Genomic DNA, 18,637 nt, shown 5'->3' with positions numbered 1-18,637 from the left:
TTTGTTTGGTGGCCCCTGTTGGGTTTGAACCTACGACCTTCGCATTACGAATGCGCTGCTCTACCAACTGAGCTATATCGGCCCTGCAAGAGGTGTTCACGAGCGTGAATCACGGGGTAAAAGGTTAAGACTAACCGAGCGATGCGTCAATAGTCAGATTAATCAACCGCCTATTTTTGCATCGCCCGCTATCAATTACGCACGAATAGTATCGTCGCCGAAGCCAATCCACTTGTAGGTGGTCAGTGCTTCAAGGCCCATTGGGCCACGGGCGTGGAGTTTTTGCGTGCTCACCGCCACCTCGGCACCAAGGCCGAACTGGCCGCCGTCGGTGAAACGCGTGGAGGCGTTGACGTACACCGCGGAGGAGTCCACTTCGTTAATGAACCGGTTGGCGTTGCTCAGGGTGCGGGTCAAAATCGCATCGGAGTGCTGGGTACCGTGTTGGCGGATGTGTGCAATGGCGGTATCAATATCCGGCACCAGCACCACATTGAGATCCAACGACAGATACTCATTATCAAGCTCTTCAGCCTTCAACGGCACCCGCTTAGCCGGGCCTTGCAGCTCGCGCAGGACGGCGTCGTCGCCGTGCAGCGTAATGACGCTCTCCGCCATCTGCTTGCTCAGCGCTGGCAGGAAGCGATCGGCGATGGACTGATTCACCAGCAGCGTTTCCACGCTATTACAGGCGCTCGGGCGCTGGGCTTTCGCATTGACGATAATCTTCAGCGCCGCTTCAATCTCTGCGCTGTCATCAATATAAATATGACAAACGCCGATACCACCGGTGATGACCGGAATCGTCGACTGCTCACGGCACAGCTTGTGCAGGCCTGCACCGCCGCGAGGGATCAGCATATCGATATACTTATCCATACGCAGCATCTCGTTCACCAGCGCGCGATCCGGGTTGTCGATGGCCTGAACGGCCGCTTCTGGCAGACCGCACTCTTTCAGCGCGCGTTGGATAACACCGACGGTGGCGGCGTTAGTGCGATAGGTCTCTTTCCCGCCGCGCAGAATAGCGGCGTTGCCGGTTTTCAGGCACAGCGCCGCCACGTCAACGGTGACGTTCGGGCGGGCTTCATAAATCACGCCAATCACGCCCAGCGGGACGCGGCGACGTTCGATGCGTAAGCCGCTGTCGAGCTGCCCGCCGTCAATCACCTGCCCTACCGGGTCGGCCAGCACGCAGACCTGGCGGACGTCGTTGGCAATCGCCGTCAGACGAGCAGGCGTCAGCGCCAGGCGATCGAGCATGGCTTCGCTCAGGCCGTTTTCACGCGCCTGGGCTAAATCTTCGGCGTTAGCCACAAGAATCTCTTCACTCTGAGATTCCAGATGATCGGCAATAGTTTCCAGAACCCGGTTTTTCTCACGGCAGGATAACTGCGCCAGCGTATAGGAGGCCTGCCTGGCGGCAATGCCCATTTGTTCCAGCATGTTGAACTCCTTAGCGGGTAATCATGTCGTCGCGATGCACGGCAACCGGGCCATACTCGTAGCCGAGAATGGCGTCAATTTCCTGCGAGTGGTGCCCGGCGATAAGGCGCAGCGCATCGCTGTTGTAGCGGCTTACGCCGTGAGCGATGTCGCGGCCTGCAAGGCTACGAATACGGATTACTTCACCACGCGAGAAGTTGCCTGTCACGTTTTTAATGCCTTTTGGAAGTAATGAACTTCCACGTTCCAGAATGGCGGCCGTCGCGCCTTCATCCACAATCAGTTCACCGGCTGGCGGTGCGCCAAAGATCCAGCGTTTGCGGTTTTCCAACGGGGTATCCTGGGCGTGGAAACGGGTGCCGACGGAGACATTCGCCATCACGTCGCCAATGACGCCCGGCAGGCTGCCTGCGGCAATAATGGTGTCGATACCGGCGCGGCAGGCAACGTCTGCGGCCTGCAGCTTGGTACCCATGCCGCCCGTACCCAGACCAGACACGCTATCACCGGCAACGGCACGCAGCTCATCGTCAATGCCGTAGACGTCTTTAATCAGCTCGGCGTCCGGGTTACTGCGCGGGTCGGCAGTGAACAGCCCTTGCTGATCGGTCAGCAGCAGAAGTTTATCGGCACCGGCCAGAATCGCCGCCAGCGCGGAGAGATTGTCGTTATCGCCCACCTTAATCTCGGCAGTGGCGACCGCGTCGTTTTCGTTAATCACCGGAACGATATTGTTATCAAGCAGCGCGCGCATGGTGTCGCGAGCGTTGAGGAAGCGCTCACGGTCTTCCATATCAGCGCGGGTTAACAGCATCTGGCCGACGTGGATACCGTAAATGGAGAAGAGCTGTTCCCACAGCTGAATTAAGCGGCTCTGGCCAACGGCAGCAAGCAGCTGTTTAGAAGCAATAGTCGCGGGCAGTTCAGGGTAACCCAGATGCTCACGCCCGGCGGCAATCGCTCCTGACGTTACAATGACAATTCGATGCCCGGCTGCGTGGAGCTGGGCGCACTGGCGAACCAGTTCAACAATATGCGCGCGATTCAGGCGGCGCGATCCGCCTGTTAAAACACTGGTGCCCAGTTTGACCACCAGCGTCTGACTATCACTCATGATTCTCTGCCGTTAAAAAGAAGAAGTATCGATCCAAACAAACGTTGTAACAGGAGTCAGCCCGCTTGCCAACAGGCAGCGCAGAAAGCCGGGTTTTTGTTGCGCGGGATCAGACAGCCTGGAGGCAAATGTTGACAATTTTATGACAGAAAAAATTAATCATACTTTTTTATATTCAATAGAACTTTGTCATAAATTTTTAACACGCGCGGGATAAAAACATTCCTGTTTTTTCACAGTGGTCTTTCACAGCACTCTTTTAAGTATAAAAAAACCGGGATTGAGAAATGCAAAAAACAGCTCTGGCATTAACAGTGATGGGTATTATTGCGTCGTCTTCAGCTATGGCCGCAGAAGTTTATAACAAAGATGGTAATAAACTGGACGTCTACGGCAAAGTCAAAGCAATGCACTATATGAGCGATGACTCCAGCGCTGATGGCGATAAAACCTACGTGCGTTTTGGTTTTAAAGGCGAAACAAAAATTAACGATCAGTTGACCGGTTATGGTCGCTGGGAATCTGAATTTGCCGGTAATAATGACGAAGGCGGTAGCGCTTCTTCGCAGAAAACACGTCTGGCCTTTGCCGGTCTGAAATTAAAAGACTTTGGTTCTTTTGATTACGGTCGTAACCTCGGCGCGCTGTACGATGTTGAAGCCTGGACCGATATGTTCCCGGAATTCGGCGGCGACTCTACCGCCAAAACCGATAACTTCATGACCAAGCGTTCAAGCGGCCTGGCCACCTACCGTAACACCGATTTCTTCGGTGTGGTCGACGGTCTAGATTTAACCCTGCAATATCAGGGTAAAAACGATCGTAGCACCTACGCCACCGCCAACGGCGACGGTTTCGGTACCTCTCTGTCTTATGATTTCGGCGGTAGCGACTTCGCGATCAGCGCGGCGTACACCAACTCTGACCGTACCAACGTACAGCAGGCAAAATCGCTGGCGAAGGGGGGTAAAAATGCCGAATCCTGGGGTACCGGTGTTAAATATGACGCCAATAATATTTACCTGGCGATGATTTATACCGAAACCCGTAATATGACGCCGGTTAAAGGTCTGGTTTCCGCAGATCAGGGCTTTGCGAATAAAGCGCAAAACTTTGAAGCGGTGGCGCAATATCAGTTTGATTTCGGTCTGCGTCCGTCGCTCGGCTACGTGCAGATGAAAGGCAAAGATCTGGATAACGGGATCGGCGATCAGGATCTGATGAAATATGTTGATGTCGGCGCGACCTACTATTTCAACAAAAATATGTCGGCATTTGTTGATTATAAAATCAACCTGATCGATGAAGATGCGGTGACCAAACGTCTGGCTATTATGACCGACGACGTGGTTGCTGTCGGTATGACCTACCAGTTCTAACGCGATCAGTAAGAATATAAAAGGCCAGCGAAGTTTGCTGGCCTTTTATATTGGGCTTTGCCGGATGGCGGCTTCGCCTTATCCGGCCTACAGCAAGAAACAAACGGTAGGCCGGATAAGCGTAGCGCCATGAAGCATTCGCTACGCCGTACGCTTCACCGCTTCGTTAGCAAAACCGTCGGCTGGCTCCAGTGCCAAATCCAGGCTCTTCAGCAGTTCGCTCGCCCGCTCATGGAAACCTCGCAGCGTCTGCTGCAAATGTTCGACAACCTCCGGGTCTTTGATCGCGACAGCCTGCCACGTTCCCTCTTTGTCGAACAGGCCGAACTGGTAGCTGTAGGTGAAACGATGCTCTTCAGCTTCCATTTCCATCCACCAGCCCCAGAACTCACGCTTCTCTGGCGCGGGTTTTACGTTAACGCAAACGGCCAGGCAGTCGAAAAAAAAGCGGTTGTCCTGGCACTGTTCTTCGCGGATATAGGGGCCAAGCGCAGTGAATTTCTTGATCAATCTACTCTTCGGGTGTCCACTCGGTAACGTCATTGCGATCTCCTTTAGTGATGCAACTGTTTTACCAAATCAATAGAATTTATCAATATATTAACAAAATCTATTATTGATCCACCCGGCAATTTCCTTCAGCGCCTTATCAAAATTACGGTACACCGGGTTAAACGGAATCGGCATCAGCTTGCCCTGCGCCGATGACGACACGATCAGCCGTGACTCATCCTCCGGGCTGAAAGGATCGTTATCCCAGTAGCCGGAAAGCATCGGCGTCGGGCAGCGGCGTCCCAGCAAGCCCTGCGTTTTCAGCGAGTAGCGGTTTAGCTCCACGCGCAACGCTTCATCAGAGGCATCGTGCATACCTAAACGCGAAGCCAGAACGTCGAGGTACATTTCCGGCACGCGCCCCTGACGCAGCGGGTCGCTCAGCAGGCTATGGACCACCGGGCCAAGGCAGGCCACGGCCTTCAGGTTCTGCGCTTCCAGATAGGCCAGACGTACGGCAATGTTAGCGCCGAAGCGGAAACCGAAGGCCGCGACGCGGGTGTGATCCACCCAGGGAACATCACGCAGCTGCTTAATCACGTGCTGATGCAGCATGCTGGAGTCCTGGGTTAGCTTCCATTTGGAAGAAAAACCGATCGACGGCATGTCCACCGTCAACATCGCAATGCCAAGCGGGGCAAAGTAACGCTCGTACAGGCTGTAATAGTCGCTTTGCAGGCCATCTAACCCACCGCACATCAGCACCGTCGGGAACGGCCCATCGCCTTTAGGCATGTGCAGGAAGCCGGTAATCGGCGCGCCGCCGGGAATCGCAAACTCCAGTTCGCGCATTGATCCAGGCAGACGTTTGGCGGCCTCTTCATAAGCCCGGTTAGCCAGCGCCTGTGCCTGTTCGGCGAGGTCATCCCCCTTCAGGTGCGGATAGGCGGCAATGCTATAAAGATTAGAGGCGTGCAGCCAGTGACGGCCGCTGAGGGTCTCGTCCTGCTCCTGCATGGCCTTCTGCTGCCACTGCATCGCCTGCGTTGACCACTCGTAAATCCAGTTGCCGACGCGATAGCCCACCACGGTGTCGTACAGCTCATCGTCGGTGCGTTCGGCAGTACTCATGACGATACGCGCCTGCACGTCGAGAATTTCCTGCGGCGAGACGCCACGCCAGATCCACATCAGGCGATTAATCATGCGATACCAATGCGGCACGGTGCTGCCGCTCAGCGCTGACTGCATGCTTGGGGCCTCACCGCTACTGAATCGGCGTACCAGCGTGGACGTTTCAGGGTGTTTAAAACGCGGCTTAAATAGCGTTTCGCTGAGATTAGCTTCTGGCATCACAAAACCTCCATGGATACGATCTTTAATCCATTGTAACGCGTGGGGCATTAAAAAAAACAACGCCCGGCATGACCGGGCGTTGGAAGCGCATTTATTGACTGAATTAACGGCCAGAAATAGGCGGCACAAATACCACGCCCATGTCCCACGGCTGTTCAATCCAGGTATCCTGCGGGATATCAACAACATAATCGTCAACCAGCGGGCGACCTGCCGGTTTAGCGAAGATGGTGACGAAATGTGCTTTTGGGTACATTTCGCGAATCGCGACGGCAGTACCGCCGGTGTCGACCAGATCGTCAATCACGATAAAGCCTTCGCCATCGCCTTCTGCGCGCTTCAGGACTTTCAGCTCGCGCTGGTTGTCGTGGTCATAGCTGGAGATGCATACGGTGTCGACATGACGAATGCCCAGTTCACGTGCCAGCAGTGCGCCCGGTACCAAACCACCGCGGCTAACGGCGATGATGCCTTTCCACTGTTCAGATGGCATCAGGCGTGCAGCCAGCTTGCGCGCGTGAATCTGCAACATGTCCCAGGTGACGACGTATTTTTCGCTCATGTGAAGTGTCCCAGCCTGTGTTATACGGCTTAAAAAGTGTTCAAGGGGGAAATAGGTTGCGCGAGATTATAGAGATCTGACGCACTAAAAACCAGTGTTAAGCGGAATCCCCGGCTCTTTTTACGTGGTTTGTTCTACCGGAAAGGGCAGAAAGTGGTATTCTCAACCCCATCGCGCAAGCCAGGCTTGTGGTATATGTCTATGCTAACCCTTTACCTGCAAGCGACTTTTGCAGAAAGCCGTAAGGAGACTCATCGTGTCTGAACTGTCTCAATTATCCCCACAGCCTTTATGGGATATTTTTGCCAAAATCTGTTCTATTCCGCACCCTTCTCATCATGAAGAGCAGCTCGCCGCGCATATCGTCGGCTGGGCGAAAGAAAAAGGCCTTCACGCCGAGCGCGACCAGGTTGGCAACATTCTGATTCGCAAAGCCGCGACTCCGGGTATGGAAAACCGTAAACCGGTTGTGCTGCAGGCTCACCTCGATATGGTGCCGCAGAAAAACAATGACACCGTACACGACTTCGCTAAAGACCCGATTCAGCCGTACATCGACGGTGAATGGGTGAAAGCCCGTGGTACCACGCTGGGTGCCGATAACGGTATCGGTATGGCTTCCGCGCTGGCGGTGCTGTCTGATGAGTCCGTTGAACACGGCCCGCTGGAAGTGCTGCTGACCATGACTGAAGAGACCGGCATGGACGGCGCGTTTGGTCTGCAACCTAACTGGCTGCAGGGCGACATCCTGATCAACACCGACTCGGAAGAAGAAGGTGAAATCTACATGGGTTGCGCCGGTGGTATCGACTTCACCAGCAACCTGCCGCTGACCCGTGAAGCTATTCCGACCGGTTTCCAGACCTTCAAGCTGACGCTGAAAGGCCTGAAGGGCGGCCACTCCGGCGGTGATATTCACCTCGGCCTCGGCAACGCCAACAAGCTGCTGGCACGCTTCCTGGTGGCCCACGCGGCGGAACTGGATCTGCGTCTGGTCGACTTCACCGGCGGTACCCTGCGTAACGCGATCCCACGTGAAGCCTTCGCCGCTATCGCTATTCCTGCAGACAAAGTTGACGCGCTGAAAGGGCTGGTAGAGACCTATCTGCGCATTCTGCAAAACGAGCTGTCTGCCAAAGAGAAGAACCTGGCGCTGGTACTGGAAAACACGACCGTTGAAGGTAAAGCGCTGACCGCAGCATCTCGCGATGCATTCACGCAGTTGCTGAACGCAACGCCGAACGGTGTGATTCGTAACTCCGACGTGGCAAAAGGCGTCGTCGAAACCTCCCTCAACGTGGGCGTGGTTTCCATGACGGAAGATACCGCCACGATTCACTGCCTGATCCGTTCCCTGCTCGACAGCGGTAAAGATTACGTGGTGAGCATGCTGGAATCACTGGGTGCGCTGGCGGGCGCCAAAACCCAACCGAAAGGCGGCTACCCAGGCTGGCAGCCGGACGCGAACTCTCCGGTCATGAAGCTGGTGCGTGAAACCTATCAGCGCCTGTTCAACAAGGTGCCGAACATTCAGATTATCCACGCGGGTCTGGAATGTGGTCTGTTCAAGAAACCGTATCCGAACATGGATATGGTCTCCATTGGGCCAACCATAACCGGGCCGCACTCGCCGGATGAACAGGTTCATATCGAAAGCGTTGGCCAGTACTGGCAGCTGTTGACGGAACTGCTGAAAGCGATTCCGACGAAGTAAGTTCTATGCATCGCTTGGCCGGTCTACCTGTCAGGTAGTCCGGCCATGTAACGTAATGCCGGGAATAGTTTACCGGCGTTTCTCCATCCGATAATTCACAAACTCCTCCCCACGCGCCACTACCCGCTGTTCTGCGATAACCTGAAACCCCATACGCTCAAAACACGGCCTGGCTGTTATACTTGCCTCCACCGTTAATGTTCCCGTCGGTATCAAGGCAAACAGCTCGGCCAACAACGCGCTGGCAACGCCCTGTCGGGAATGCGTCGGCGTAACAAACAGCAGGTCAATATAGCGATCCACGGCGGTAATAAAACCGACGACTTCTCCCTCTTTTTCGGCGACCAGCACCCGCGAGGTCGCCATTTTTTGCCGCCAGCGCGCGTCATCCACCTGAGCCCAGGCGTCGATTTGCGCGGGGGAATAGTGCTGGCTGGCGGTTTCCCGCACCGCGCGCAGAAAGATCTGGCATAGCGTGGAAAAATCATCGTCACGATAGGCCCGAATTTGCATGGTTAAATTCCTAACAGAAGCTGCCGTTCCAGCTGTGGATCCAGCAGCGAGACGTGCAGGCCAACCAGCCGTACGCCACGTTCCGAGCGCCGTTCGTGCCAGGCTTTGTGCGCGGTAGCGATCAGATCGTCTTTGTTAAGCTGCGGCCAGACGTGCTCCTGGGTGGTCTGCTGAAAGTCATTGAATTTGAGTTTAATTCCCTGACGGGCAATACGCAGATCGGGTCGGACTTTCGCCAACCGCCGTTCGAGTTCAGGGTAGAGACGCTCGACGATGGCTTCGCAGTCGACCCATTCATGGATGTCCTCTTCCAGCGTACGCTCCACACCGATCGACTTGCGTTGGCGATCGTTGTGGATCTCACGTTCGTCGATCCCATGACTACGCTCCCAGAGGATCCGCCCGAATTTACCAAAGCGCTTGAGCAGCATCGCAAGATCGCTGTTCTGCACGTCTTCACAGGTGCGTAGCCCCATGCTTTCCAGTTTTGCCGCCGAGACTTTACCCACGCCGGGAATTTTCGCCAGCGGTAGCGTTTTCAGAAATGCCGGGACTTCGGCGGGCGTAAGAACGAACTGGCCGTTGGGTTTGTTCAGATCGGAGGCGATTTTAGCCAGAAACTTCACCGGCGCAACGCCTGCAGAGGCCGTCAGCGCCAGCTCGTTGAAGATGGTCTGGCGAATTTCCTGCGCCATCAGCGTGGCCGAGCCGTGGCAGTGCACGCTATCGCTGACGTCCAGATAGGCTTCATCCAGCGAGAGCGGTTCAATCAGCGAGGTGTAACGGGAGAAAATTTCCCGAATGTGGTTGGAGGCTTCGCGGTAGGCTTCAAAGCGCCCGGGAAGCAGCGTGAGATGGGGGCAAAGCTTCAGCGCCATTGCCGTTGGCATCGCACTGCGCACGCCAAATTTACGCGCGGGATAGTTTGCCGTGCTGATGACGCCACGCTGCACCCGGCTGCCGCCGATGGCGATAGGAATATCGCGCAGAGCGGGGTTGTCGCGCATTTCCACCGCGGCGAAGAAGCAGTCCATATCAATATGGATTATTTTGCGCATCGTTAGCCCTCACTTACCACTGGATAAGTATACAGCATAACTTTGGCAAATGAGAAGTGTTGCAAACCGCCCGGCAAAGCCGGGCGATAAGAGACTACAGGATGCGGTTCTGCTGACGCTGCGCCTCGCGAGCCATCCGCTTTTTACGCGCATCGCACGGTTCCGGGCAGTCACACACTTTTTCCAGCCCCAGCGAAGAGATGCCGCCGCAACTGCCCTGCAGGCTTTTCCGCTTCACCAGATACCCCAGCGACATGCCGAGGATCACGAGGGCAAAAATGCAGAACGTCGCCAGAAATACCGTTAACATCATCAGCCTCCAAAGTCGTCGAGCATGATGTTTTCATCCTCCACGCCCAGCTCTTTGAGCATCTTAATGACCGCGGCGTTCATCATCGGCGGCCCACACATGTAGAACTCACAGTCTTCCGGCGCCGGGTGGTCACGCAGATAGTTCTCATACAGGACGTTATGAATAAAGCCGGTGTAGCCCGTCCAGTTATCTTCCGGCTGCGCGTCAGAAAGCGCAATATGGAAGGTAAAGTTCGGGTTATCACGCGCCAGTTGCTCAAACTCCTCTTCATAGAACATTTCACGCAGTGAACGCGCGCCGTACCAGAAGCTGATTTTACGATGGCTATGCAGACGCTTAAGCTGATCGAAGATATGCGAACGCATCGGCGCCATCCCTGCACCACCGCCGATAAACACCATTTCAGCGTCGGTGTCTTTGGCGAAGAACTCGCCGAACGGCCCGGAAATGGTCACCTTGTCACCGGCCTTAAGCGACCAGATATACGAGGACATAATCCCCGGCGGCGCATCCGGCGCAGACGGCGGCGGCGTGGCGATACGCACGTTGAGCATGATGATGCCCTTTTCTTCCGGGTAGTTAGCCATTGAATAGGCGCGCAGCGTCGGTTCTTTCACGTCGGAGACATAGCGGAAGAGATTGAATTTATCCCAATCGCCGCGGTATTCGTCCGGCACGTCAAAATCGGCGTACGCGACTTTATGCGGCGGACACTCAATCTGAATATAGCCCCCGGCGCGGAACGGCACGCTTTCACCCGCAGGAATCGCCAACTTCAGCTCTTTGATAAAGGTGGCTTTGTTATCGTTAGAGATAACTTCGCATTCCCACTTTTTCACGCCAAACACTTCGTCCGGCAGCTCAATTTTCATGTCCTGACGCACGGCGACCTGACAGGCCAGACGGCAGCCCTCTTTGGCCTCGCGCTTGGTAATGTGTGACAGTTCGGTAGGCAGAATTTCACCACCGCCCTCTTTCACCGTCACCCGGCATTGGCCGCAGGAGCCGCCGCCGCCGCAGGCGGAGGAGATAAAAATACCGTTGCTGGACAGCGTATTCAGCAGCTTGTCGCCCGCCGGAGTTTTGATCTGCTTATCCGCTTCGTTGTTGATTTCAATCACCACGTCACCGGCATTAACCAGCTTCGATTTAGCAAACAAAATCAGCAGCGACAGCACCAACACGATAAGCGTAAACATGACTACGCCAAGTATAATTTCCATGATTAACGGCCCTTATAGCTGCACACCGGAGAATGACATAAAACCTAACGCCATCAGCCCGGTGGTGATAAAGGTGATCCCTAAGCCGCGCAGTCCCGCTGGCACATTTGAATACTTCATCTTTTCGCGAATTCCCGCCATCGCGACGATTGCCAGCATCCAGCCGATACCGGATCCAAAACCGTAGACGATGGATTCACTGAAGTTATAGTCACGCTGCACCATAAACGACACGCCGCCAAAGATGGCGCAGTTCACCGCAATCAGCGGCAGGAAGATACCCAACGCGGTATACAACGACGGGAAGTATTTATCGAGAATCATCTCAAGAATCTGCACCAGCGCCGCAATCACCCCGATAAAGGTGATGAAGTTGAGGAAGCTGAGATCCACGCCGTCAACCAGCGCGCCGTCGCGCAGCACCAGGTTGTAGACCAGGTTGTTGATCGGTACCGCAAGGCCGAGAACGACCGTTACCGCCACGCCAAGGCCAAAAGCGGTGGACACCTTCTTCGAGACCGCGAGGAAGGTACACATCCCGAGGAAGAAGGCCAGCGCCATGTTTTCAACGAACACGGCGCGGACAAACAGGCTAATGTAGTGAGCCATGATCGGTTACTCCTTTTCCTGCTGTTCCGGCTTCCAGCTACGCAGCGCCCAGATCAGCAGACCGATAATGAAAAACGCGCTCGGCGCGAGCAGGAACAGGCCGTTCGGCTGATACCAGCCGCCGTTCTGTATCGTCTCCAGCACCGTGACGCCAAACAGCTTGCCGCTGCCAATAAGCTCGCGCAGGAAACCCACAACCAGCAAAATAGCGCCATAGCCCAGACCGTTGCCGATGCCGTCCATAAAGCTTGCCAGCGGCGGCGACTTCATCGCGAACGCCTCCGCGCGCCCCATCACAATACAGTTGGTGATGATAAGCCCGACGAAGACCGACAGCTGTTTTGACGTTTCATAGGCAAACGCGCGCAGTAGTTGATCGACCACGATAACCAGTGAGGCAATAATCGCCATCTGTACGATGATACGTACGCTGTTAGGAATATGGTGGCGAATCATCGAGATAAACATGCTGGAAAACGCCGTCACCAGCGTGACCGCAATGGTCATCACAAACGCCGTCTCCAGTTTGGTGGTGACCGCCAGCGCCGAGCAGACGCCAAGCACCTGGAGCGCGATCGGGTTATTGGCAATAAGCGGCCCCACCAACAGGCGTTTCATCTCTTTCATTTCACCCTGTTCAGCCATGGTTCAGCCCTCCTTCACGCACCTGTTTCAGGAACGGGCCAAAGCCCAGTTCGCCCATCCAGAAATCAAAGCTGTGCTGCACGCCGTTGGCCGTGAGCGTCGCGCCAGATAGACCGTCCACCGCGTACAGATCGCCCTGTGGCGCAGCCCCCTTCATCACTTTCAGCGCCGGATGGCCTTCGTCGTTGATGACGCGTTTACCGACAAACTGCGCACGCCAGTTCGGGTTTTCAATCTCGCCGCCCAGCCCCGGGGTTTCTCCCTGGTCATAGTAAGTGATGCCTTTAATGGTGCGCCCGTCAGTGTCCAGCGCCACAAACGCGTACATCATCGACCACAGGCCGTTGCCGTAAACCGGCAGGACGATCTCCTGAACCTGCTGCTTTTCATCTTTGATGAGGTAGATTTCCACGACGTTGCTACGGCGACGAATACCGGCAGGATCTTCGCTTGAGGCCAGCGCAATGCTTTGCTGTGGGTCCTTCAGGGCCTGGCTCGGATTAAACTTTGCCGGGTCAGCATCAAGTATCGCGCCGCTTTTCAGGTCCACCAGCCGCGGCGTTACGCGGCTGGTATACACCTCAGCCACTTCATCTGCCGACATTTTGTCGTGCATCAGGCCGGCTACCGCCAGGATATTGCGTTGCTTATCCAATGCGCGCTGCTCCTGCTGGAGCGGCTTCAGGCCAACGGCAGAACCGGCGACCACAATGGAGCAAACCAGACAAAGCACCAGCACCACCAGCAGCGTTTTGCCGATGCTATCGTTACTTTTCTTCTCAGCCACGCGACTTCCTCCGCTTAATATTGGCTCGCACCACCAGGTAATCGAACAGTGGCGCAAAGAGGTTGGCGAACAGAATGGCCAACATCATCCCTTCTGGATAAGCTGGGTTGACGACGCGAATCAGCACGCACATTGCGCCAATCAGCGCGCCGTAGCACCATTTACCTTTATCGGTAAACGAGGCGGAAACCGGGTCGGTTGCCATAAACATCATGCCGAAGGCAAAACCACCGAGCACCAGGTGCCAGTACCACGGCATGGCGAACATCGGGTTGGTCCCGGAACCAATCAGGTTAAACAGCGTGGCGCAGGCAATCATGCCCACCATGACCCCGGCCACGATGCGCCAGGAGGCAACGCGGCCAAAGATAATCAGCGCCCCGCCGAGCAGGATCATCAGCGTGGAGACTTCACCGATGGAGCCCGGAATATTGCCGATAAAGGCATCCATCCAGCTCACCGGCTGCCCGCTGACGACGTTGACCAGCGCTTCACCGCCATGGCTCGCCCACTGGGAGAGCGGCGTCGCCCCGGAGAAACCGTCGGCGGCAGTCCAGACCAGATCGCCGGAGATTTGCGCCGGATAGGCGAAGAACAGGAACGCACGCCCGGCCAGCGCTGGGTTAAGGAAGTTGCGGCCGGTGCCGCCAAAGATCTCTTTCGCAATCACCACGCCAAAGGAGATGCCGAGTGCCGCCTGCCATAACGGCATGGTTGGCGGGACAATCAGCGCAAACAAAATTGATGTAACGAAGAAACCTTCGTTCACCTCATGCTTGCGCACAATCGCGAACAGCACTTCCCAGAAACCGCCAACCAAAAAGACCGTGGCGTAAATCGGCACAAAGAACACCGCGCCCAGCATCATCATGCTGAGCCAGCCGGCGTCCGGCGCGAAGCTCACGCCCAGCGCCTGCGCCACGCTGTAGTGCCAGTTGCTGGCAATCACCTGCTGCAGCTGTTCGGCGCCGTACAATTTGTGCAGCGCCGGGATGGTTTGCAGCCCGACGTTGTACATCCCCCAGAACATCGCCGGGAAAACGGCGAACCAGACGAGGATCATCATGCGCTTAAGGTCGATGGCGTCACGCACGTGCGCTGCGCCCTTAGTGACATGCCCCGGCGTATAGAGCAACGTCGCCGTCGCTTCATATAGCGGGTAGTATTTTTCCAGCTTGCCGCCCTGCGTGAAGTGCGGCTCAACTTTTTCCAGTAGCTGTTTTAAGCCCATCACTTAGCCTTCCTGCTCAATTTGCGTTAGGACGTGGCGTAACACCGGCCCGTATTCGTATTTTCCTGGGCAGACATAGGTGCAAAGCGCCAGGTCTTCTTCATCAAGCTCCAGACAGCCCAATGCCTGCGCGCTGTCGGTATCGCCCGCCAGCAGGTCGCGCAGCAGCATAGTGGGCAGAATATCCAGCGGCATCACCCGCTCGTAGTTGCCGATAGGCACCATTGCACGCTCGCCGCCGTGGGTATCCGTCGAGAGATTAAACAGCTTCTTCTTGAGGAAGTGGCCCAGCGTAGTGCGGGTAATCGAAAACTTGTCGCGCCCCGGCGCAACCCAGCCAAGCAGCTCTTTTTCGCGCCCTTCTTTCAGCACGCTCACCTGCAGGTGGAAGCGGCCAAGAAACGCATGCGGGCCCGATGCCTTGGTGCCGTTAAGTACGGAGCCGGACAAAATGCGGTTTTCACCTTCGTGCAGTTCTCCCACCAGCAGGGCATCGAGATCCGCCCCCAGGCAGGTACGCAGCAGGCGAGGATGCTTCACCTGAGGGCCACCAAGGGCAATGATGCGCTCGGTCCAGATAACACCGTCAAGGAACAGCTTGCCGTAGGCAATCACGTCCTGGTAGTTCAGATGCCATACCTGCTTTTGCAAGCTGACCGGCTCCAGGAAATGAATGTGAGTACCGACTAACCCTGCTGGATGCGGGCCAGTGAACTGATTGAACGTCACCTGCCCCTGCGGGTGGCCGCCTAATTTGCCGCCGCTGCTCTGACAGACGTGGACTTTACCGTCAGTCAAACGCGTCAGCACCGTCAGGCCGGCATCAAACGCCTCGCGCTGGGCGAGGATAATTGGCTGTGGATCGGCGGACAGCGGGTTCGTGTCCATGGCGGTCACGAAAATCGCCGCCGGTACCGAACCCGGCGCAGGGGTTTTGCTGAACGGGCGCGTACGCATAGCCGTCCACAGCCCGGACTCCACCAACTGCGCAACCACCGCTTCGCGCGGCAGCGTCGTCAGCGCATCGGCCGGATAGGCCGTAAAGCTCAACGACTCGTCGCCATCGACGTCAATGACCACCGACTGCAGGACGCGGCGTTCGCCACGGTGAATAGCGCTAACCGTACCGCTGGCGGGCGCGGTGAAACGGACGCCAGGAATTTTCTTGTCCTCAAAGAGCAGTTGCCCTTTTACGACCCTATCGCCCTCTTTTACCGCCATCGAAGGACGCAGTCCGTTATATTCTTCGCCTTTTACCGCCACGCGGCTCACGGCAACATCATCAATACGTTGCTGGTCGGGCAATCCAGCTATAGGCAGATCGAGGCCTTTGGTTATTTTAATCATACTGTTCGCAGGTATCCGTTAACGACGGCGTCAACTCAGCGCTGAGGCCAGCGTTTGGTTAACGAGACAAAAGAAAGGAGGTTCGCCTGAAGGCCAATCGTATTCCATCACCAGGCATGATGAGAATCTGAAGCATCCTTTCTTACACTGTTTAGAGAGTTACTACCTGAATCATCCAGCGAGTATCCGTTTTACCCATTTTCAGCCTGAATGATTACGTAACGAAAGTTTACCATTTTATCCTTCGTCGATGCAGCAGTTCCGCTTTTCTAGCCACTAAATTGCGAGCTGAGACGCAAACTGCTATGGATTCGGACAAAGATAGCTAGCGAATCATCAGCTTATCCTACACTCTTTTACAGGCTTCCCATGCGCGGGCGATCAGCACAACACACCGCCCCACCGCAGGAATACAACACGAAATTGTAAACGCCAAACGCCCCACTTGCGAAAAAATGCGGTGGTGCTAAGGTGAGCGCACAAAAAACAGATTTGTCTGCTTTTTTCTCTCTGTTGCCTCTCCTGGCGTGTAGTTATTTTTTATCAAGGAACAAGTAGTATGCGCAAAATCGCATTATTTATTGCGATGCTTTTAATGCCGTGCGTTTCGTTTGCTGGGTTAATGAGCAGCAACAGCCCGACGACGCCAGTCAGCAAAGAATATAAGCAGCAATTGATGGGCTCCCCAGTCTACATCCAGATTTTCAAGGAAGAGCGCACGCTCGACCTCTATGTGAAAATGGGTGAAACCTACCAACTCCTTGATAGCTATAAAATCTGTAACTACTCCGGCGGCTTAGGGCCGAAGCAGCGTCAGGGCGATTTCAAAAGCCCGGAAGGGTTTTATTCAGTACAGCGCAGCCAATTAAAGCCAGACAGCCGCTTCTATAAAGCGATTAATATCGGCTTCCCGAACGCCTATGACCGCGCGCACGGCTATGAAGGGAAATACCTGATGATTCACGGGGCCTGCGTATCGGTTGGCTGCTATGCCATGACCGACTCGGGTATTGATGAAATATTCCAGTTCGTGACCGGCGCGCTGGTCTTCGGGCAGTCCAGCGTCCAGGTCAGCATCTATCCGTTCCGCATGACCGATGCCAACATGGAACGTCATAAATATTCCTATTATAAAGATTTCTGGCAGCAGCTTAAGCCGGGCTACGACTACTTCCAGCAGACGCACAAACCACCGATGGTTTCGGTCGTCGATGGCCGCTATGTCGTGAGCAAGCCGCTGAGCCACGAAGTGGTTCAGCCGCAGCTGGCGTCAAACTACGCGCTCCCCGAGGCAAAATAAGCGCCATTCGCCTGGCATGATCTTGTGCCAGGTTTCATTCCCCGTCAGCGGTTGGGTGGCAATCACGGTCACCACATCGTTGGCGGTCGTTTCCTGCTGAAAATCAATTTCTACGTCCTGATCCAGTAGCTTCGCCACGCCAAATGGCGCCCGACGGGTAATCCAGTACAGGTTGGTGGAGCAGAACGCCATGACGTAACGCCCGTCAGACAGCAGCATATTGAACACGCCTTTCGCGCGCATTTCTTCCGCCAGTGACGCAATATACTTAAACACCGCCTGCATATTTCCGGGCGTACGCGGGTAGCGCTGGGTCAGCTTGTGCAGCAGCCAGCAAAATGCCTTTTCGCTGTCGGTTTCACCAACCGGGCGGAATTGTCCGGTCTCCAGCGTTTTATAGCCAGAGAGCTGCCCGTTGTGGGCATAGGTCCAGTTGCGTCCCCACAGCTCGCGGGTAAACGGATGGGTATTTTCCAGCGCCACCATGCCGCGGTTCGCCTGGCGGATATGCGCGATCACCGAGCAGGACTTGATAGGATAATCCTGAACCAGTTTGGCAATCGGCGACTGATAGCTGGGCTGCGGATCTTTAAAGGTGCGACACCCTTTTCCTTCGTAAAAGGTGATACCCCAGCCGTCTTTATGCGGCCCGGTGCCGCCACCGCGCTGAACGAGCCCGGTGAAACTGAAGCAAATATCGGTTGGCACATTAGCGCTCATCCCGAGCAGTTCGCACATATCACACCTCCACAGCAAACGGGGCCGAAGCCCCGTGAAACTTATGCCTTAACCATCTCTTTTTCGATCAGCATGATCAGAATGTGAATCACTTTAATGTGAATTTCCTGCACGCGATCGGCGTAACCAAAGTGCGGTACGCGAATTTCGATATCAGCAGAACCGGCCATTTTGCCGCCGTCTTTACCGGTCAGGGTGATGACCTTCATGCCATGCGCACGCGCCGCTTCAATCGCTTTGATCACGTTAGCTGAGTTGCCAGAAGTGGAAATACCCAGCAGCACGTCGCCCGAGCGCCCCACGGATTCAACGTAACGAGAGAAAACATATTCATAGCCGAAATCATTGCTCACGCAGGAGAGATGACTGACGTCAGAGATCGCAATCGCCGGGTAGCCCGGACGGTTTTCACGATAGCGGCCGGTCAGCTCTTCGGCAAAGTGCATCGCATCGCAATGAGAGCCGCCGTTACCGCAGGAAAGCACTTTACCACCGGCCTTAAAGCTATCCGCCAGCAGGACTGCTGCACGCTGAATGGCATGGATATTGGCTTCATCTTTCAGAAAGTTTGCCAGCGTATCGGCCGCTTCATTCAGTTCGTTACGAATAAGATCCTGGTACATGAGGATAATCCTTCAGCATTAATAAAATTGTCGTCAGTAGTGTACCGGATAGCGCCAGCGCAGAGAAGCAAGGGCCAACCTATTCAGCAGATGTTTGAATTTTTGGTGCGCTAAAAAGCATCAACAATGTGAGCGATGTTGTAATTATTTTGTAAACACATTGCTAATTAAAATCACATCAACTAAA

Annotated in this window: 19 protein-coding genes and 1 tRNA gene; 3 read left to right on the top strand and 17 right to left on the bottom strand. The window is 55.2% G+C overall.

Features of this window, described 5'->3' with window-relative positions:
* Nucleotides 1-6: 6 nt before the first annotated feature.
* The 3 genes from M989_RS18320 to proB all read right to left on the bottom strand — a co-directional run bounded on the left by M989_RS18320 (nt 7) and on the right by proB (nt 2,560).
* Nucleotides 7-74: transfer RNA gene (locus M989_RS18320), tRNA-Thr, on the bottom strand.
* A gap of 121 nt (nt 75-195) precedes the next feature.
* Complete coding sequence (proA, locus tag M989_RS18315) at nt 196-1,446, bottom strand: glutamate-5-semialdehyde dehydrogenase (RefSeq protein ID WP_064547678.1); 1,251 nt, start codon at nt 1,444-1,446, stop codon at nt 196-198.
* 10 nt (nt 1,447-1,456) lie between these two features.
* A complete protein-coding gene (gene proB / locus M989_RS18310; RefSeq protein WP_035896573.1) occupies nt 1,457-2,560 on the bottom strand; it encodes a glutamate 5-kinase in 1,104 nt (367 codons plus the stop codon).
* Nucleotides 2,561-2,847: 287 nt separating this feature from the next.
* Between proB and phoE the strand changes: the two genes are divergently transcribed.
* The gene (gene phoE / locus M989_RS18305) at nt 2,848-3,939 is read left to right on the top strand and encodes a phosphoporin PhoE (RefSeq protein WP_064547676.1); all 1,092 of its coding nucleotides are present in this window, start codon (nt 2,848-2,850) and stop codon (nt 3,937-3,939) included.
* A 141-nt stretch (nt 3,940-4,080) separates the two neighbouring features.
* On the opposite strand, the gene crl is transcribed toward phoE, so the two are convergent.
* The 3 genes from crl to gpt all read right to left on the bottom strand — a co-directional run bounded on the left by crl (nt 4,081) and on the right by gpt (nt 6,349).
* Nucleotides 4,081-4,482: a sigma factor-binding protein Crl gene (gene crl, locus M989_RS18300; RefSeq protein WP_064547675.1), complete on the bottom strand. Its 402-nt coding sequence runs from the start codon at nt 4,480-4,482 to the stop codon at nt 4,081-4,083.
* Nucleotides 4,483-4,539: 57 nt separating this feature from the next.
* Nucleotides 4,540-5,784, bottom strand: a complete 1,245-nt coding sequence (gene frsA / locus M989_RS18295; RefSeq protein WP_064547673.1) for an esterase FrsA — start codon at nt 5,782-5,784, stop codon at nt 4,540-4,542.
* A 106-nt stretch (nt 5,785-5,890) separates the two neighbouring features.
* A complete protein-coding gene (gene gpt, locus M989_RS18290; RefSeq protein WP_064547670.1) occupies nt 5,891-6,349 on the bottom strand; it encodes a xanthine phosphoribosyltransferase in 459 nt (152 codons plus the stop codon).
* 256 nt (nt 6,350-6,605) lie between these two features.
* On the opposite strand from gpt, the gene pepD reads away from it, so the two are divergent.
* Nucleotides 6,606-8,063: a cytosol nonspecific dipeptidase gene (gene pepD / locus M989_RS18285; protein ID WP_064547668.1), complete on the top strand. Its 1,458-nt coding sequence runs from the start codon at nt 6,606-6,608 to the stop codon at nt 8,061-8,063.
* A 69-nt stretch (nt 8,064-8,132) separates the two neighbouring features.
* Here the strand turns inward: pepD and M989_RS18280 are convergent, their stop codons facing one another.
* From M989_RS18280 to M989_RS18240, 9 genes are all read right to left on the bottom strand, one after another.
* Nucleotides 8,133-8,576, bottom strand: coding sequence for a GNAT family N-acetyltransferase (locus tag M989_RS18280; protein ID WP_064547666.1), 444 nt, complete (start codon nt 8,574-8,576; stop codon nt 8,133-8,135).
* A gap of 2 nt (nt 8,577-8,578) precedes the next feature.
* The gene (gene dinB / locus M989_RS18275) at nt 8,579-9,634 is read right to left on the bottom strand and encodes a DNA polymerase IV (RefSeq protein ID WP_064547664.1); all 1,056 of its coding nucleotides are present in this window, start codon (nt 9,632-9,634) and stop codon (nt 8,579-8,581) included.
* Nucleotides 9,635-9,728: 94 nt separating this feature from the next.
* Nucleotides 9,729-9,944 (bottom strand): (Na+)-NQR maturation NqrM, encoded by a 216-nt coding sequence (gene nqrM / locus M989_RS18270; protein ID WP_064547684.1) that lies wholly within the window; start codon nt 9,942-9,944, stop codon nt 9,729-9,731.
* Between the two features lie 2 nt (nt 9,945-9,946).
* A complete protein-coding gene (nqrF, locus tag M989_RS18265; RefSeq protein WP_064547662.1) occupies nt 9,947-11,170 on the bottom strand; it encodes an NADH:ubiquinone reductase (Na(+)-transporting) subunit F in 1,224 nt (407 codons plus the stop codon).
* Nucleotides 11,171-11,182: 12 nt separating this feature from the next.
* Complete coding sequence (gene nqrE / locus M989_RS18260) at nt 11,183-11,779, bottom strand: NADH:ubiquinone reductase (Na(+)-transporting) subunit E (RefSeq protein WP_064547661.1); 597 nt, start codon at nt 11,777-11,779, stop codon at nt 11,183-11,185.
* 6 nt (nt 11,780-11,785) lie between these two features.
* Nucleotides 11,786-12,424: an NADH:ubiquinone reductase (Na(+)-transporting) subunit D gene (locus M989_RS18255; RefSeq protein WP_064547659.1), complete on the bottom strand. Its 639-nt coding sequence runs from the start codon at nt 12,422-12,424 to the stop codon at nt 11,786-11,788.
* Nucleotides 12,417-13,211 (bottom strand): Na(+)-translocating NADH-quinone reductase subunit C, encoded by a 795-nt coding sequence (locus M989_RS18250; RefSeq protein ID WP_064547657.1) that lies wholly within the window; start codon nt 13,209-13,211, stop codon nt 12,417-12,419. Before M989_RS18250 ends, M989_RS18255 begins: the two co-directional genes overlap by 8 nt.
* Nucleotides 13,204-14,442: an NADH:ubiquinone reductase (Na(+)-transporting) subunit B gene (locus M989_RS18245; protein WP_064547682.1), complete on the bottom strand. Its 1,239-nt coding sequence runs from the start codon at nt 14,440-14,442 to the stop codon at nt 13,204-13,206. The genes M989_RS18250 and M989_RS18245 overlap by 8 nt, the downstream gene beginning before the upstream one ends.
* A gap of 3 nt (nt 14,443-14,445) precedes the next feature.
* Entirely contained in the window at nt 14,446-15,789 is a 1,344-nt protein-coding gene (locus M989_RS18240; protein ID WP_064547655.1) for a Na(+)-translocating NADH-quinone reductase subunit A, read from the bottom strand.
* Nucleotides 15,790-16,348: 559 nt separating this feature from the next.
* Here M989_RS18240 and dpaA point away from each other — a divergent pair.
* Nucleotides 16,349-17,089, top strand: coding sequence for a peptidoglycan meso-diaminopimelic acid protein amidase (gene dpaA / locus M989_RS18235; protein ID WP_064547653.1), 741 nt, complete (start codon nt 16,349-16,351; stop codon nt 17,087-17,089).
* On the opposite strand, the gene M989_RS18230 is transcribed toward dpaA, so the two are convergent.
* The gene (locus M989_RS18230; protein WP_064547651.1) at nt 17,060-17,827 is read right to left on the bottom strand and encodes a class II glutamine amidotransferase; all 768 of its coding nucleotides are present in this window, start codon (nt 17,825-17,827) and stop codon (nt 17,060-17,062) included. The genes dpaA and M989_RS18230 overlap by 30 nt on opposite strands.
* Before the next feature lie 41 nt (nt 17,828-17,868).
* Nucleotides 17,869-18,450, bottom strand: a complete 582-nt coding sequence (gene lpcA / locus M989_RS18225) for a D-sedoheptulose 7-phosphate isomerase (RefSeq protein WP_064547649.1) — start codon at nt 18,448-18,450, stop codon at nt 17,869-17,871.
* Nucleotides 18,451-18,637 lie beyond the last annotated feature (187 nt).

Source organism: Kluyvera georgiana ATCC 51603, from assembly GCF_001654985.1.
In the GTDB taxonomy this organism is placed as follows: domain Bacteria; phylum Pseudomonadota; class Gammaproteobacteria; order Enterobacterales; family Enterobacteriaceae; genus Kluyvera; species Kluyvera georgiana.
Note: the sequence above shows the minus strand (reverse complement) of the source record. Positions and strands in the feature narration are given on the sequence as shown.

Coding starts and splice junctions, on each gene's coding strand:
- proA (WP_064547678.1), bottom strand. CDS start 1,446: ATGCTGGAACAAATGGGCATTGCCGCCAGGCAGGCCTCCTATACGCTG.
- proB (WP_035896573.1), bottom strand. CDS start 2,560: ATGAGTGATAGTCAGACGCTGGTGGTCAAACTGGGCACCAGTGTTTTA.
- phoE (WP_064547676.1), top strand. CDS start 2,848: ATGCAAAAAACAGCTCTGGCATTAACAGTGATGGGTATTATTGCGTCG.
- crl (WP_064547675.1), bottom strand. CDS start 4,482: ATGACGTTACCGAGTGGACACCCGAAGAGTAGATTGATCAAGAAATTC.
- frsA (WP_064547673.1), bottom strand. CDS start 5,784: ATGCCAGAAGCTAATCTCAGCGAAACGCTATTTAAGCCGCGTTTTAAA.
- gpt (WP_064547670.1), bottom strand. CDS start 6,349: ATGAGCGAAAAATACGTCGTCACCTGGGACATGTTGCAGATTCACGCG.
- M989_RS18280 (WP_064547666.1), bottom strand. CDS start 8,576: ATGCAAATTCGGGCCTATCGTGACGATGATTTTTCCACGCTATGCCAG.
- dinB (WP_064547664.1), bottom strand. CDS start 9,634: ATGCGCAAAATAATCCATATTGATATGGACTGCTTCTTCGCCGCGGTG.
- nqrM (WP_064547684.1), bottom strand. CDS start 9,944: ATGTTAACGGTATTTCTGGCGACGTTCTGCATTTTTGCCCTCGTGATC.
- nqrF (WP_064547662.1), bottom strand. CDS start 11,170: ATGGAAATTATACTTGGCGTAGTCATGTTTACGCTTATCGTGTTGGTG.
- nqrE (WP_064547661.1), bottom strand. CDS start 11,779: ATGGCTCACTACATTAGCCTGTTTGTCCGCGCCGTGTTCGTTGAAAAC.
- M989_RS18255 (WP_064547659.1), bottom strand. CDS start 12,424: ATGGCTGAACAGGGTGAAATGAAAGAGATGAAACGCCTGTTGGTGGGG.
- M989_RS18245 (WP_064547682.1), bottom strand. CDS start 14,442: ATGGGCTTAAAACAGCTACTGGAAAAAGTTGAGCCGCACTTCACGCAG.
- M989_RS18240 (WP_064547655.1), bottom strand. CDS start 15,789: ATGATTAAAATAACCAAAGGCCTCGATCTGCCTATAGCTGGATTGCCC.
- dpaA (WP_064547653.1), top strand. CDS start 16,349: ATGCGCAAAATCGCATTATTTATTGCGATGCTTTTAATGCCGTGCGTT.
- M989_RS18230 (WP_064547651.1), bottom strand. CDS start 17,827: ATGTGCGAACTGCTCGGGATGAGCGCTAATGTGCCAACCGATATTTGC.
- lpcA (WP_064547649.1), bottom strand. CDS start 18,450: ATGTACCAGGATCTTATTCGTAACGAACTGAATGAAGCGGCCGATACG.